General features: G+C 72.6%; 17 protein-coding genes and 1 pseudogene. 9 read left to right on the forward strand and 9 right to left on the reverse strand.

Annotation, left to right across the window (positions count from 1 at the left end; all coding sequences use genetic code 11):
* Positions 1 to 6: 6 nt before the first annotated feature.
* On the reverse strand, positions 7 to 2382 hold the full coding sequence (locus ACIBU0_RS08875; protein ID WP_398813766.1) for a SpoIIE family protein phosphatase: 2376 nt from the start codon (positions 2380 to 2382) through the stop codon (positions 7 to 9).
* A gap of 122 nt (positions 2383 to 2504) precedes the next feature.
* On the opposite strand from ACIBU0_RS08875, the gene ACIBU0_RS08880 reads away from it, so the two are divergent.
* A complete protein-coding gene (locus ACIBU0_RS08880; RefSeq protein WP_398813769.1) occupies positions 2505 to 2906 on the forward strand; it encodes a DUF3052 domain-containing protein in 402 nt (133 codons plus the stop codon).
* Between the two features lie 89 nt (positions 2907 to 2995).
* Positions 2996 to 3889 carry a glycosyltransferase family 2 protein gene (locus tag ACIBU0_RS08885; protein ID WP_398813772.1) on the forward strand — a complete coding sequence of 298 codons (894 nt, stop codon included), beginning with the start codon at positions 2996 to 2998 and terminating at the stop codon, positions 3887 to 3889.
* A 444-nt stretch (positions 3890 to 4333) separates the two neighbouring features.
* On the opposite strand, the gene ACIBU0_RS08890 is transcribed toward ACIBU0_RS08885, so the two are convergent.
* Genes ACIBU0_RS08890 through ACIBU0_RS08900 form a run of 3 tightly spaced genes read right to left on the reverse strand, consistent with a single transcriptional unit; the run spans position 4334 to position 7356 of the window.
* Positions 4334 to 6037 carry a bifunctional 3'-5' exonuclease/DNA polymerase gene (locus ACIBU0_RS08890; RefSeq protein WP_398813775.1) on the reverse strand — a complete coding sequence of 568 codons (1704 nt, stop codon included), beginning with the start codon at positions 6035 to 6037 and terminating at the stop codon, positions 4334 to 4336.
* A 35-nt stretch (positions 6038 to 6072) separates the two neighbouring features.
* Positions 6073 to 6819 carry a Clp protease N-terminal domain-containing protein gene (locus ACIBU0_RS08895; RefSeq protein WP_398813778.1) on the reverse strand — a complete coding sequence of 249 codons (747 nt, stop codon included), beginning with the start codon at positions 6817 to 6819 and terminating at the stop codon, positions 6073 to 6075.
* Positions 6820 to 6873: 54 nt separating this feature from the next.
* Positions 6874 to 7356: a GNAT family N-acetyltransferase gene (locus ACIBU0_RS08900; RefSeq protein WP_398813781.1), complete on the reverse strand. Its 483-nt coding sequence runs from the start codon at positions 7354 to 7356 to the stop codon at positions 6874 to 6876.
* A gap of 56 nt (positions 7357 to 7412) precedes the next feature.
* On the opposite strand from ACIBU0_RS08900, the gene ACIBU0_RS08905 reads away from it, so the two are divergent.
* Positions 7413 to 8549 carry a DUF2786 domain-containing protein gene (locus ACIBU0_RS08905; protein ID WP_398813784.1) on the forward strand — a complete coding sequence of 379 codons (1137 nt, stop codon included), beginning with the start codon at positions 7413 to 7415 and terminating at the stop codon, positions 8547 to 8549.
* Here the strand turns inward: ACIBU0_RS08905 and ACIBU0_RS08910 are convergent.
* The 4 genes from ACIBU0_RS08910 to rpmB all read right to left on the reverse strand — a co-directional run bounded on the left by ACIBU0_RS08910 (position 8521) and on the right by rpmB (position 10307).
* On the reverse strand, positions 8521 to 9054 hold the full coding sequence (locus ACIBU0_RS08910; protein ID WP_398813788.1) for a DUF4232 domain-containing protein: 534 nt from the start codon (positions 9052 to 9054) through the stop codon (positions 8521 to 8523). The two genes, ACIBU0_RS08905 and ACIBU0_RS08910, sit on opposite strands and share 29 nt — an antisense overlap.
* 70 nt (positions 9055 to 9124) lie before the next feature.
* A complete protein-coding gene (locus ACIBU0_RS08915) occupies positions 9125 to 9607 on the reverse strand; it encodes a hypothetical protein (protein WP_398814021.1) in 483 nt (160 codons plus the stop codon).
* A gap of 158 nt (positions 9608 to 9765) precedes the next feature.
* The gene (gene rpsN / locus ACIBU0_RS08920; protein ID WP_398813791.1) at positions 9766 to 10071 is read right to left on the reverse strand and encodes a 30S ribosomal protein S14; all 306 of its coding nucleotides are present in this window, start codon (positions 10069 to 10071) and stop codon (positions 9766 to 9768) included.
* Complete coding sequence (gene rpmB, locus ACIBU0_RS08925; RefSeq protein ID WP_398813794.1) at positions 10071 to 10307, reverse strand: 50S ribosomal protein L28; 237 nt, start codon at positions 10305 to 10307, stop codon at positions 10071 to 10073. Before rpmB ends, rpsN begins: the two co-directional genes overlap by 1 nt.
* A 62-nt stretch (positions 10308 to 10369) precedes the next feature.
* On the opposite strand from rpmB, the gene rpmG reads away from it, so the two are divergent.
* The 5 genes and pseudogenes from rpmG to ACIBU0_RS08950 all read left to right on the forward strand — a co-directional run.
* Positions 10370 to 10528 carry a 50S ribosomal protein L33 gene (gene rpmG, locus ACIBU0_RS08930; RefSeq protein WP_398813797.1) on the forward strand — a complete coding sequence of 53 codons (159 nt, stop codon included), beginning with the start codon at positions 10370 to 10372 and terminating at the stop codon, positions 10526 to 10528.
* An 8-nt stretch (positions 10529 to 10536) separates the two neighbouring features.
* Positions 10537 to 10794 (forward strand): type B 50S ribosomal protein L31, encoded by a 258-nt coding sequence (locus ACIBU0_RS08935; RefSeq protein ID WP_398813800.1) that lies wholly within the window; start codon positions 10537 to 10539, stop codon positions 10792 to 10794.
* Between the two features lie 4 nt (positions 10795 to 10798).
* Complete coding sequence (locus ACIBU0_RS08940; protein ID WP_398813803.1) at positions 10799 to 12007, forward strand: GTP-binding protein; 1209 nt, start codon at positions 10799 to 10801, stop codon at positions 12005 to 12007.
* Positions 12008 to 12011: 4 nt separating this feature from the next.
* Positions 12012 to 12245, forward strand: coding sequence for a 30S ribosomal protein S18 (gene rpsR, locus ACIBU0_RS08945; RefSeq protein ID WP_398813806.1), 234 nt, complete (start codon positions 12012 to 12014; stop codon positions 12243 to 12245).
* A gap of 83 nt (positions 12246 to 12328) precedes the next feature.
* Positions 12329 to 12709 (forward strand): annotated as a pseudogene (locus ACIBU0_RS08950) (Tn3 family transposase); the annotation flags it as partial.
* Here ACIBU0_RS08950 and ACIBU0_RS08955 read toward each other — a convergent pair.
* The gene (locus ACIBU0_RS08955) at positions 12688 to 12984 is read right to left on the reverse strand and encodes a winged helix-turn-helix transcriptional regulator (protein ID WP_398814024.1); all 297 of its coding nucleotides are present in this window, start codon (positions 12982 to 12984) and stop codon (positions 12688 to 12690) included. The pseudogene ACIBU0_RS08950 and the gene ACIBU0_RS08955 overlap by 22 nt on opposite strands.
* Positions 12985 to 13123: 139 nt before the next feature.
* Here ACIBU0_RS08955 and ACIBU0_RS08960 point away from each other — a divergent pair, with 139 nt between their 5' ends.
* A complete protein-coding gene (locus ACIBU0_RS08960) occupies positions 13124 to 13477 on the forward strand; it encodes a hypothetical protein (RefSeq protein ID WP_398813809.1) in 354 nt (117 codons plus the stop codon).
* Positions 13478 to 13930: the final 453 nt, after the last annotated feature.

Below are 13930 nucleotides of genomic sequence, written 5' to 3' on the forward strand. Positions count from 1 at the left end.
TCACGGTCAGCCGACCGGCAGGGGCTGTTCGGCCCAGATCGTCTTGCCGGTGGGGGTCTGACGGGTGCCCCAGCCCTGGGTGAGCTGGGCGACCATGTGCAGCCCGCGGCCGCCCTCGTCGTAGGAGCGGGCGCGGCGCAGATGCGGGGCCGTGCTGCTGGCGTCGGACACCTCGCAGATCAGCGTGCGGTCCCGGATCAGGCGCAGCCCGATCGGTACGTCGCCGTAGCGGATGGCGTTGGTGACCAGCTCGCTCACCACCAGCTCGGTGACGAACGCCGCTTCCTGCAGGCCCCAGGCCGCGAGCTGCCGGGTGGCCTGCGCGCGGGCGTCCGCCACGATCGCCGGGTCGGACGGCAGGGCCCAGGCGGCGACCTGGTCGGCGTGCAGGGCGCGGGTGCGCACGAGGAGGAGGGCCACGTCGTCGGCGGGGCTGTCGGGGAGCAGGTCCTTGAGGATGGCGTCGCAGGTCACCTCCAGCGACGGCACCGGGGAGGCCAGGGCCGCGCAGAGCCGTTCCAGGCCGAGGCCGACGTCGTGCTCGCGGTTCTCGATCAGGCCGTCGGTGTAGAAGGCGAGCAGGCTGCCCTCGGGCAGCTCCAGCTCGGTCGCCTCGAAGGGCAGACCGCCGACGCCGAGCACCGGGCCGGGCGTGAGGCGGACGACGCTGACCGACCCGTCGGTGAGCAGCACCGCGGGCGGGACGTGGCCGGCGCTGGCCAGGGTGCAGATCCGGGAGACCGGGTCGTAGACGGCGTACAGGCAGGTCGCGCCGATCCCGCCGGTGTACGGCAGGTCCCGGACGATGTGGTCGTCGTCCGAGGTGAGGTGGGTGACCAGGTCGTCGAGGTGGGTGAGCAGCTCGTCCGGGGGCAGGTCCACGTCGGCGAGGGTGCGCACGGCAGTGCGCAGCCGCCCCATGGTGGCCGAGGCGTGGATGCCGTGCCCGACGACGTCGCCGACGACCAGGGCGACGCGGGTGCCCGACAGCGGGACGACGTCGAACCAGTCGCCGCCGACGCCGGCGCCCGTGCCGGCGGGCAGATAGCGGTACGCCACCTCGACGGCCGCCTGCTTCGGCAGGTCGCGGGGGAGCAGGCTGCGCTGGAGGGTGAGGGCGTTGGTGCGCTCGCGGGTGTAGCGGCGGGCGTTGTCCACGCCGACGGCGGCCCGGCCCGCGAGCTCCTCGGCGAGGATCAGGTCGTCGTGCTGGAAGGGCGCGGAGTTCTTGCCGCGCACGAAGACCGCGACCCCGAGGGTGATGCCCCGGGCGCGCAGCGGGGCGGCCACCACCGAGTGGAAGCCGTGCTCGCGGACGACGGCCGCCCGCGCTTCGTGCTCGCCGACCCAGCGGGCGAAGTCGGGGTCGTCCGCGCCGCTGAGCACCGGACGTCCGCTGGTCAGGGAGCGGGCGGGCGGTGAGAACGGGGGGTAGGTGTCGATCCCGCCGAGGTCGACGGCGGCCTCGGGCACGCCCCGGTCCTCGGAGGAGGACTGGTGGGCGACCCGGCGCAGCACCACGGCGGAGTCGACCGGCCCCGGCACCGGTTCCTCCCCGCGCATCACCGAGTCGAGCAGGTCCACGCTGGCGAAGTCGGCGAGCCGCGGGACGGCCAGATCGGCGAGTTCCTGGGCGGTGCGGGTCACGTTCAGCGTGGTGCCGACGCGGCCGCCCGCCTCGTTCAGCAGGGCCAGCCGCTGCCGGGCGGCGTGCTGCTCGCTGCTGTCGAAGGCGGCGGTGCCGACGCCGGCCACCTCGCCGGTCCCGGGGTCGCGGACGGGCCACAGCTCGACGATCCAGGAGCGCTGCCGGCCCGTGGTGTGCGGCGCCGGGGCGAACCCCTCGTACCGCATCGGCACGGCCGCCTCGGCGACATGCCGCACGCACCGCAGGAACCCCTCGTCGGTACGGGCCCGGCCGAGCGGGTCGGTGTCCGCGCCCGTGTTCAGCCGCCAGGAGCCCGATGCGGCGCTGTAGGTGGACAGGGCGATCGAGGACTGGGCGAAGGCCCACTCCACCAGGCGCCGGTCGTGCTCCGAGGCGGGGGTTCCGGTGGTGGCGGTGACCACGAACGCCTGGGCCGCGCCCGCGCCGTCCAGCAGAGGACGGGCGTGCAGGGTCAGCCCGACGCGGTGGCCGTCGCGGTGCCTGAGGTCCGCGGTGCCGCTCCACTCCGGGGAGCCGACCGGGGAGAAGCCGGTCGCCTCCCGGTCCACGAGGAGGTCGGCCGCGGCCCGTCCCACCACCTCGGCGGGGCGGTACCCGAGCAGCCGCCGGGCGCCCTCGCTCCACCCCGTGACGATGCCCTCCAGGCTGACGGTGGCTGTCGCGGCATCTGGTGACCACCCGCTGTGACCGAGGCTGTGATCAGAAGTGGCCATAAGTGCTCAACTCGCACGAGTGATGTTACTCACGGTTCCAGCGTGCGCGTCGCGCGAGAATCGGACAAGTCGGTTTCCTGTGCATGGATCGACGGCAGCCAGACGGATGGAGGGGTCGGGTCATGGGCTATTCCGGTACGCCGCTCGCCAGGAAGATCGGCATCAAGCCGGGCCACCGGGTCCGGCTCCGTCACGCGCCGCCCCGCTGGGACATCCCCGGGCTGCCGGAGGGCTGCGACGTGGCCGAGGGAAGCGCGCGCGGCGCGGACGTCGCCGTCGCGTTCTACCGGTCGTACGGCGATCTCGTCGCCGAGGGTCCCGCGCTGGCCGATGACCTCGCCGACGACGCCATGCTGTGGATCGCCTGGCCGCGGCGGGCGGCCGGCCATGTCAGCGACATCACCGAGAACGCGCTGCGGGATCTCTTCCTCCCGCTCGGCGTGGTCGATGTCAAGGTCGCGGCGCTGGGGGAAGACTGGTCGGGCCTGAAGTTCGTACGGCGCAGGGAGAACCGCCGTAGCTAGGGGGCGGATACGGGGAACGGGAGACGTCCTCCCCGTGAACCACTAGCATCGCGCCGGTAACGGCAGCCGGGACGAAGTGGGTGCAGGGCATGACGGAACCGACGATCGCGGTCGCCGTGGTGACCATGGGCAACCGTCCCGACGAGGTCGACGCGCTGCTGCGGTCCGTGGCCAAACAGGACCTCGCCCCGCGCCGGATCGTCATCGTGGGCAACGGCTGCCCGCTGCCCGAGTTCGCCGAGCGGCTGTCGCTGCCCGGCGAGGTGACCCCGATCGAGCTCGACGAGAACCTGGGCTGCCCCGGCGGCCGCAACGCGGCCCTCGCCCGCCTCCGTGAGTTCGGGGACGTCGACGTCGTGGTCGAGCTGGACGACGACGGTCTCCTCGTCGACGCCGACGTGCTGCGCCGGGTACGGGACCTGTACGCCGCCGACGACCGGCTCGGCATCGTCGGCTTCCGCATCGCCGACGAGCACGGTGAGACCCAGCAGCGGCACGTGCCCAGGATCGGCAAGTCGGATCCGCTCCGGGGCGGCTACGTCACCGGTTTCCTCGGCGGCGGACACGCGCTGAGCATGGCGATGCTGGCGGAGACCGGGGACTGGCCCGCCGAGTTCTTCTTCGCCCACGAGGAGACCGATCTGGCCTGGCGGGCCGCCGACGCCGGCTGGCGCATTCTCTACGCCCCCGAGCTCCTCCTCCAGCACCCGAAGACCTCGCCCGCCCGGCACGCCATCTACTACCGGGTGAACGCCCGCAACCGCGTCTGGCTGACCCGCCGCCGGCTGCCGCTCGCGCTCATCCCCGTCCACCTGGGCGTCTGGATCCTGCTCACCCTCGCCCGCAACCGGTCGCTCGGCGGGCTGCGCGCCTGGTTCGGCGGCTTCCTGGAAGGCCTGCGGGAACCGGCGGGCGAGCGACGTCCCATGCGGTGGCGGACGGTGTGGCGGCTGTGCCGGCTGGGACGGCCACCGGTCATCTGACCCGGTGGAGGACCGAGCGGGGCCGGGCCCTGCGGTGTGGCGCGGGCCGCTGAGAGGTGCGGCGCCTTTCAGCCGGCCCGAGCCGGGAGTGATCGGGTGCCCCGCGCGAGCCGAAGGCGGCCGGTTCGAGCGTGGGGAGTCGGCGAGTGACGACAATGCGGCGGATGCGCCTGCCGGACCCGCGACGCCGGGATGACCCAAACGGCGGGGCCCAGGTGAGCGGGATGAGGGCCCCGGCCGTTCACCTCCGCCGACCGGGGCCCCTATCCCCGGATCCGGCCACGGCGGCGGCACTCCCCCGAGCTGCGCGTCATACGCGCGCACCGTCGGGCCGGATCCGATGTAGTGATCAGATTAAGCCATGCGGATGGATGACTGACATCCGGTCAACCTCGTGCGGCGGGAGCGTCGTTCGTTCGGTCGGTCCCTCCCCACCTGCACAGATCACCTCGCATCGGCATAACACTCCACCACCGCGGTGGTGAACGGAAACCGCACCGGCGTCCGTCCGAACGTCAGCCGCCCGGCCAGGTCCGCCGCCTCGCGGATCGCCACCACGACGGCCTCGGCCTCCTCCTCGGGACAGTGCACGATCACCTCGTCGTGCTGGAAGAAGACCAGTTCCGCCGCCATGCCCGCGCAGGCCTGCCGCAGCGCCGCGAGCATCAGCAGGGCCCAGTCGGCGGCGCTGCCCTGGACGACGAAGTTGCGCGCGAAGCGGCCGCGGGCGCGGGCGTTGGTGGAGGCGTAGCCCGGCACCCACTCCTGCGGCCCGGTGCCGTCGGCCGGCTCGGCCCCGGTGTCCGGGACCGGGATCCCCGCCTCCTCGGCCGCGTCGTCCGTCGCCCCGGCCGCCGGCGGACAGGTCCGCCCCAGCCACGTGCGCACGAGCCGCCCCTCCTCACCGGCGCGCGCCGCGTCGTCGACGTACGCCACCGCCCTCGGGAAGCGGCGTCTGAGCGCGGCGAGGTTCTTGAGCCCGTCGCCGGAGGTCTGCCCGTAGACCGCACCCAGCACGGCGAGCTTGGCCTGCGCGCGATCGCCGGAGAACGCGCGGTCGGAGACGGACTGGTACAGGTCCGTCTCCCGCCCGGCCACCTCCATCAGCCCGGGGTCCCGGGAGATCGCGGCGAGCACCCGCGGCTCCATCTGGTCGGCGTCCGCCACGACCAGCCGCCAGCCGGGGTCGGCGACGACCGCCCGCCGGATGACCTTCGGGATCTGCAGCGCGCCACCGCCGTTGGTCACCCACCGGCCGGTGACCGTGCCGCCCGCGAGGAACTCCGGCCGGAACCGCCCGTCGCGCACCCAGTCCTGCAGCCAGGACCAGCCGTGGGCCACCCAGATCCGGTACAGCTTCTTGTACTCGACGAGCGGCTTCACGGCCGGATGGTCGAGGGACTCGATCTCCCAGCGCCGGGTCGATCTGATCCTGATCCCGGCCTGTGCGAAGGCCTTGATGACGTCCGCCGGCAGATCGGGCCGCACCCGGCGCCCGAACGCCGCCGACACCTCGTCCGCCAGCTCGGCCAGCCGCCGCGGCTCCCCGCCCCCGGCATACCGCTCGCCCAGCAACTCGTGCAGCACCCGGCGGTGCACCTCGGCGCTCCACGGCAGCCCGGCCCGGTTCATCTCGGCGGCGACGAGCATGCCCGCCGACTCGGCCGCCGTCAGCAGCCGCATCCGCTCGGGGTGCGCGGCCCTGTCGTGCCGGCGCTGCTGGTCGGCGTAGACCTCGACGAGGTCGGCGAGCGGGACGTGCACCGCCTGGGGCTCGAAGAGCGAGGACTGTGAGCCCGGTTCGGCCGCACGCTGGGGCGGATCGGGCGGTACCGGCCCGCCCCGCAGCCGGGCGAGGGCGGCGGCGGCCGATCTCGGCTCCCCGTACCGCCCCTCGTGGCCGAGCAGGAGGGTCTCGGCGTCCTCGATGTCGTAGCACCGCTCCACTCGCACCCCCGCGGCGAGCAGGCGGGGATAGACCTCGGCGGTGGACCGCCACACCCACCGCGTGACCTCCGGCCGCCCGCGCACGGCCTCGGCCGGGTCCGCCTCCCGCCGCACCGGCCCGGCGAGCAGCCCGTCCGGACCGAGGGGGGCGAGCTCCACGCCGCCGTCCTCGGCCGGAGCGAGCGCCCACCGGTCGGTCATGGAAGCGAGTGTGGCACCCGGGTCTGACAACGGCTTCAGCTCTGCACCCCGCCCTCCTCGGTGAACGTCATCTTCAGCGTGGCGAGTGCCGCGGCGAGGTACTCCTCCGTCGCGGCCTTGGTCAGGCCGAGGCCCGACAGGACTCCCTCGCCGTTCTCGAACTCCAGCAGGGCGAGCAGGAGATGCTCGGTGCCGATGTAGTTGTGGCCCAGGCGCAGGGCCTCGCGGAAGGTCAGTTCCAGGACCTTCTTGGCGTCGGAGCCGTACGGGACGAGGTCCGGTGCCTCCTCGACGGCCGGCGGCAGCGCGGCGGTGGCCGCTTGCCGAACGGTGTCCAGGAGGACACCCTGCGCGGCGACGGCTTTGGCGGCCAGGCCCTCCGGTTCGGCCAGCAGGCCGAGGACGAGGTGTTCGGGGCGGCCCTCGGCGTTGCGGGCGGCGACGGCCTCGTTGTGGGCGGCCATGACCACGTTGCGGGCACGGGGGGTGTACCGCTGGAAGCCCTGGCTGGGGTCGAGGTCGGTCGACTCCTTCGGCACGAACCGCTTCTGCGCGGCCTGCCGGGTGACGCCCATGCTCTTGCCGATGTCGGTCCAGGAGGCCCCCGACCGCCGTGCCTGGTCCACGAAGTGCCCGATCAGGTGGTCGGCCACGTCGCCGAGGTGATCAGCGGCGATCACCGCGTCCTCGAGCTGGTCGAGGGGTTCGTGGTGGGCCTTCTTGATGGCCGCGATGAGTTCGTCGAGACGTACGGATGACGTGATGCTCGGGTTCGTCGACATGTGTCAACCGTAGGTTGACACTCCGGGAGTGTCAACCCGTGGTTGACAGGGTCGTCATAGCCTCTTGGCGAAGCAGCGACTGTCGGAATAGCCGCGATACGGCCCGAAGTTGGCCGTCGGCTCATACCCGCTTGAGGTGTAGAGCGCCATGGCCTCCGGCAGGGGAGTGCCCGTCTCCAGGACCATCCGGATCCGCCCGGCCGCCCGCGCGCTCTCCTCCAGCGCTCGCAGAACACGGCGGGCGAGCCCCCGCCCTCTGGCCTCGGGCGCCACGTACATGCGCTTGACCTCGGCATCGCCGTCCGCGTACCCCTCCTCGTCCTCTTCCTGCGCACGCCAGCCGCCGCACGCCACGGCCTTGTCGCCGAGGTGCGCGATGAGGAACAGGCCGTGCGGCGGGTCGAAGTGGCCCGGGTGCAGCGGGGTCATGTCGTCGTATCCGTAACGCCGCATGTACTCGGCCTGCGCGAGGGCGGACAGTCTCACGGCGTCGGGGTGGTCGAAGCGGACGGGGCGGATCTGCTCCATGGACTCCATGACGGCGGAACGTAGGGGCGGTCCTCCTCCTCCCACAACGCAATTACCATCCCTTGGTGAGCACGCCCAGCACCGTCGACCGCGCCTTCGAGGCCGCCCTCTACGACACCGGCCACACCGCCCTCGACACCGGCGCCTCCCTCCTCGCCGCCGACCCCGCCACGGACGCCGAACTCGCCCGGCGCGGACAGGAGTTCGTGGCGGCCGCCTGGCGGCGCGGCTGGCAGCCCGCCGACGTCGTACGGCTCGTGCGGCGCGACCTGGACGACGTCCACGTACGACTGCTCTCGGCGCTGATCCGCGCGCAGCAGCCGTACGACCGCCCCCGTGGCCCCCGCTGGACGGCGCAGCTCGACGACCTGCCCACCGAGGCCCCGCCCCGCACCGACCGCTTCTCGCACGCGACCGCCGTCCTGGAGCTGTACCGCCTCCTGCTGGGCCTGCCCGCGCTGGAGCCCCTGGAGGAGGCGGCCGGGCCGGCCGGCGAGGCCGCCCGGCCCGAGTCACGCATGCTCACCCGCATCCGCGCGCTCCTGGCGAAGGCGGAGGCGACCGGCTTCCCCGAGGAGGCGGAGGCGCTCAGCGCCAAGGCGCAGGAGCTGATGGCCCGGCACAGCATCGACGAGGCGCTGATCGCGACCCGCGAGCACACCGCGAAGGACGCCCCGGGCGCCTGCCGGATCGGCGTGGAGCCGCCGTACGAGCAGGCGAAGGCCGTCCTGCTGGACGCGGTGGCGACCGCCAACCACTGCCGTGCCGTGTGGAACGAACCCTTCGGCTTCTCCACGGTCGTCGGCTTCGAAGCCGATCTGGAGGCGGTCGAGCTCCTCTACACCTCGCTCCTCGTGCAGGCCCAGACCGCGCTGACGAAGGCGGAGGCGGCCCAGCGCGCGGGCGGCCGCAAGCGCACCAAGACCTTCCGCCAGTCGTTCCTGGCGGCCTACGCCCACCGCACGGGCACCCGCCTGGCCGCGGCGGCACAGACCCAGGTCACCCAGGACCTGCTCCCGGTCCTCGCCTCCCGCGAGGTCGCGGTCACCGACCGCCTGGACCGCATGTTCCCGGAGACGACCACGACCCGCCTGCGCGGCGTCACCGACGAGGCGGGCTGGGTGGAGGGTGCGCAGGCGGCCGACCGGGCGCAGGTGGAAGGCCGCCCCCGGCTCAGTCCCCGGCCTGCGCGAAAGCGCTGACCGAGGCCTTGAGGACGCCCGGGTTGTCCTCACCTTGGACCGGTCCGTACGACCACTTGTAGCTCTGCTGGGTCGTCGCCCCCGGCAGGCCGATCTTCAGCGTCTTCGCGTCCAGGGTGTCCTTGCCGCCGGCCTCGCCGCGCTCGTAGGTGATGACGAACCTGGCCGCGGTGCCCTCGTCCAGGGTCAGCTTCACGGCCTTGGCGCCCTCCTGCGGCAGGAGGTTGGCCGACCTGTCGGAGGCGTACAGGTCGACGCCCGGGAAGCCCCGCAGCGTGCACCGGGGGCCCTTGTTGGTGAGGGTGACGGGCACGTTGCCGGTGTCCCCGGCGGCCGGGGCGGCGTTGGCGGGCCCGACCTGCACGGCCATGCCGCCGATCCGGCAGGCGGAACCGGCCTTGCCGGCCTGGCTGTTGTCCGTGCCTCCGCCGTCCCCGCCGTCGTCGCAGGCGGTCAGGAGGAGGGCCGCGGCGAGGGCGGCGACGGTGAGGGAGGTGGCGCGCATGGTGTCCTTCGGGGAGTGACGTCGGCAAGGCTGTGACGTCGATGATCGCGTGCGGTCACCGCATCCGGCGTCACGACCCCGGAACGGCCGTGGGCAGCCCCGGCGGCAGCTTGCCGCCCTCCGCCTTGGTGTACGTCTCCGTACCGAGTCCGCCCTCCCACGTCACCTTCAGCGACGTCTTGCCGACGGAGTCGACCGTCCCGGACGCCCGGTCCTTGCCGCCGCCGGTGCACTTCAGGCGGATCATCCGCATCCCGCCCTGCTCGCCGGCGGTCCCGCTGCACACGGTCCCGCCGGTCGCGAAGAGCCCTGCCTGCGTGCCGTTGACCATGAGCACCACCGCCTTGCCGCCGGTGGTGGCGAGCCAGTTGCCCTCCAGCTCACCGGCCGCGGAGGCCGGCCCGCCGGTCCCGCCGCCGGTGTCGGCACTGGCGGTCGCGGAGGGACTGGAGTCGTCCGTGGAGGCGGAGTCGGAGTCGGAGCCGCCGTCGCCGCTGCACGCGGTGAGGGCGAGCGCACCCGCAAGCGAGGCGGCCACGGCCGCGACCCGCATCCGCCGGCCCGGCATCGTGCGCGTACGCGAGAAAGTCGCCGAGATCACTGGTAGCTCCCAAGCTGTAGCGGTCGGCATACGGCCGAATCGGCCATCTGACCGAAACGACCGCAGCAAGTTACCAGGCAGTCCCCCGGCGGCCCCGGAACGTGCCGGACCTACCAGGACGACTTGCGCACGCCCGGCAGATACCCGGCGTGCGCCTGCTCCCGCAGCGACACCCGGGACAGTCCGAAGGCACGGAAGTACCCGCGCGGCCGCCCGTCCACCTGGTCCCGGTTGCGCACCCGCGTGGCGCTGGCGTCCCGCGGCTGCCTGCGCAACTCGCGCTGCGCGGCGAGCCGTTCGGCGTCGCTGGACGACGGCCTGCGGATGATCTCCTTCAGCTCGGCCCGCCGCTCGGCGTACCGCGCGACGATCTCCTGCCGCTTCCCGTTCTTCGCGATCTTGCTCTTCTTGGCCATCAGACCCTCACTCCCCGCGCGCGGATACGGGCGACGGCCGCCTCGACGCCGATGACGTCGACGGTCTTGATGCCCTTGGCGCTCAGCCGCAGCCGCACATACCGGCCCTCGCTCGGCAGCCAGTAGCGCTTGGTCTGGATGTTGGGGTCGAAGCGGCGGGAGGTCCGCCGGTGGGAGTGGGAAATGGTGTTGCCGAAGCCGGGCCGGGCGCCGGTCAGCATGCAGTGGGCGGACACGGGTGACCAACCTCTCCTCGCTCGTAGCTGTTAATGGAATTCATTTTCAGTAAGATAGCAGCATGGCACGCAACGAACTCCGTCCGGTCATCAAGCTCCGGTCCACCGCCGGCTACACCTACGTGACCCGCAAGAACCGCCGCAACGACCCGGACCGCATGACCCTGCGCAAGCACGACCCGGTCGCCGGCCGCCACGTCGACTTCCGAGAGGAGCGCTGAGGACCGTCATGCGCAAGGGAATCCACCCCTCCTACGGCCCCGTCGTCTTCCGCGACCGAGCCGCGGGCCACGCGTTCCTGACCCGCTCGACCCTGGCCGGCGTACCGACCGGCAAGACGATCGAGTGGGAGGACGGCAACACCTACCCGGTCGTCGACGTCGAGATCTCGAACGTCAGCCACCCCTTCTACACGGGCACGGCCCGCGTCCTGGACACGGCCGGCCGCGTGGAGCGCTTCGAGCGCCGCTACGGAAAGCAGGGCTGACGAGGTGCCCGAGCTCTCCGTCGTGATCGTCGGCGGCCTGCACGCCGACGCCCGCAGGGCGACCGTGGACCAGCTGCTCGCCGACGTCCCCGACAGCGTCGTACTCCACCACGACCTGGCGACGGCCGCCGCCGGCACGGTCGTCCGTACGATCCGAGACGCCACCGGCATCGTCAGCGCCGGCGAGGCGCCCCTCGTGAACGACTGCGCCTGCTGCGCCCTGCGCGAGGACCTGGTGCCGGAGCTGCTGCGCATCCGGGACGCGGGCGGCACCCGCATGGCGGTCGTCGAACTGTGGGACTCGGTGGAGCCCAAGGCCATGGCCGAGGTGGTCACGGCCGGCGGGCTGACGGTCACCGGCGTGATCACCGCGGTCGACCCGGCGCTGGTCCTGCCGTACCTGGGCAACGGCGACGACCTGGCCGAGGGCGGCCTGGCGGCCGCGGCGACCGACCAGCGCACGGTCGCCGACACCTTCGCGCGGCAGCTGGAGTACGCCCCGGTGCTCGCCCTCGCCGACTCCCCGGAGGCCGACGACGAGGACCGCGAACTGCTCGCCCAGCTCCACCCGACCGCCCGCCAGGTCCCGATCACCGGGGGCGGCCCGGCGGCAGCGTCGGCCCCCGGCGCCGCAGCCGACGACCTGATGGTTCCGCCCCCGCGTCGCCGCCCCCTTTCTCTCCTCGCTCAGGCGGCGTTGGCCGGCTTCGACGTCGAATCGGCCGCTGCGGCCCAGCATCCGGCGTGCGCCCTGCTCCCCGCCGAGGCGGACGCACACGGCGTCTCCACCCTCGTCTGGCACCGCCGCCGCCCCTTCCACCCCGAGCGGCTGTACTCGGCGCTGGAGGACCTGACCTGCGCGGCAGCCCGCAGCCGGGGCCGTTTCTGGCTGGCCGACAAACCCGACGTCCTCCTGCACTGGGACGCGGCGGGCGGCGCCCTGTGCGTGGAGAGCGCGGGCCCCTGGCTCGCCTCCCTGCCCGACGCGGCCTGGGACATGGTCCCGCCGGTCCGCCGTGCCGCCGCCGCGCTGGACTGGCACCCCGAGCACGGCGACTGCTGCCAGCACCTGGTCTTCACGTCCCCCGGTCTCGACCGCGACGGCCTGACCCACCTCCTCGAGTCCTGCCTCCTCACGGACGCCGAGTACGCCGCCGGCCGCGACGCCTGGAAACAACTCCCGCCCGCCTTCGACACCCTCCTGGAGGTCTGACCCCATGCCCCGCACGTCCGCCCGCAAGCCGGCGAAAGCCCGCCCCAATCCCCTGGACCAGGCCGGCATCACCTACATCGACTACAAGGACACCGACCTCCTCCGAAAGTTCATCTCCGACCGAGGCAAGATCCGAAGCCGCCGCGTCACCCGGGTAACGGCCCAACAGCAACGCCAACTGGCCCAGGCCATCAAGAACGCCCGCGAGATGGCCCTCCTCCCGTACACCGGCCGCTGACCGAGGCCCCTTCGGGGCCGTGCCGGGGGCCTGCGGCCCCCGGACCCCCGCTTCGGCCCTGAAGGGGCCTCGTCCACGCGGCGACGCACAAGGGCGAGTCGTTCAACCGGTTCTCCCAGTGGGTCGGCTTCGGCAACGGCGGCGTGATCGCCGACAACGACCCCGTCGAGCAGGAGAAGACCGCGAAATTCAACGCGCTGCTGTCCAACGCGGTGATCTTCCACAGCGCGCTCGACATCGCCGAGATCGTGCGCCGGCTGCAGGCCGAAGGGTTGGACATCGACCCGGAGGACCTGGCGCAGGTCTCGCCGTATCTGACCGAGCACAGTCGCCGCTTCGGCGAATACTCCGCTCACGAACTGGCTTTTCGCAGGCCGCGTTTGTCCATGTGTCCACGAGTCGGGGGCTGTCACATCACTGCCAACCCGGTGGGGCGTCATCTTCAGGTCTGCGTGGGCTCCTGATCGTGGTGTTCTTGCTCCTGCGCCCAGATGGCCGCCCATTCGTCGAGCGGACGGAGGGCGTGACCGAGTGCTGTCCCCAGCCGGGTGAGCTCGTAGCCATCGGCCGAAGGGGCGATGATCCCGCTCGATGCGAGTTCGCGGAGCCGCTGGTAGAGGACGCTGGACGACATGCCTTCGCACCGTGCCAACAGCGCGCGGGCGCCGAGCGGGCCCGAACGGAGCTCCCAGAGAATTCGCAGCGCCCACCGGCGGCCGAACAGGTCCATCGCGGCCATGATCGGTCGGCCGGTCGTCGATCCACGAACCGGTGTTCCTGGGCGCGGCGTTGACATACGCCTCCTTGTGTTTCGGTATTCGAAACACTAACATCCGTCCGGCGTTTCTAATTTCGAAACGAGCTCGACGGGAGAGCCGATGCCGCGGATAGCCCTGCTGGAACCGCCGGATACCGACCAGGTCGGCGCACTGCTCGCGGGCATGATGCCCGGAGAGGCCCCACCGATCGGGCTGTTCCGGATGTTCGCCAGAAGCCTCCCGATGGCCGGCGCCATGCGCGAGTGGGGTCGCTACGAGTCGTTGACGTTCGCCGAGCGAGTCGGCCTCACTCACGAGCAGGCGACTTCGCTGGTGCACGGCGGTCCCGCCGACGAATGCCGGACAGCCGGGCCCGGGTGGTATCACGCCGTCGGCTTCGCCGCCCGCACTGCTCGCATACCGAACGAGCCCGGCGCACCACGCTTCGCCGACTTCCCGCCCCGCACTCGATGACGCGCCCTACCCGGCCTGCCGGCCACGACGACCTGCCCGTCACGATCGTCCACGCATGCCTGCGTGAGGGCCGTGGAGGCAGTCCGACGGCAGTCGTGGACGAGACGCCCTGGAGGCGGGCCGGCAGACCGTTGACCGATGGCGAGCGCCGCCTCGTGCCTGCCCTGGTCGGCGCCTCGCATGCCGTCTTCCTCTCGGATGACCGCGATCCGGCAGACAGGAGGGGGATCGGGCAGCCCGTGCTCCAGGTGCGCTTCTTCACTCCCGAGACGGAACTGCCCGCGTGCGGTCACGGCGCTGGGGCCGTGTCTCCTCCTTGCGAGGACGGGCTGGAATGCCCGCCATGGCCGACCCCGTCGACCGGGAGGCCTTTGTTTCCGTCTCCGGCAGTCGCGGGTGGCAGAGCCGCACCAGGCCGGATCGTCACGTCCTCACCGATGCCCGGCCCTCCGT

This window comes from Streptomyces sp. NPDC049627, from assembly GCF_044465645.1.
Classification (GTDB): domain Bacteria; phylum Actinomycetota; class Actinomycetes; order Streptomycetales; family Streptomycetaceae; genus Streptomyces.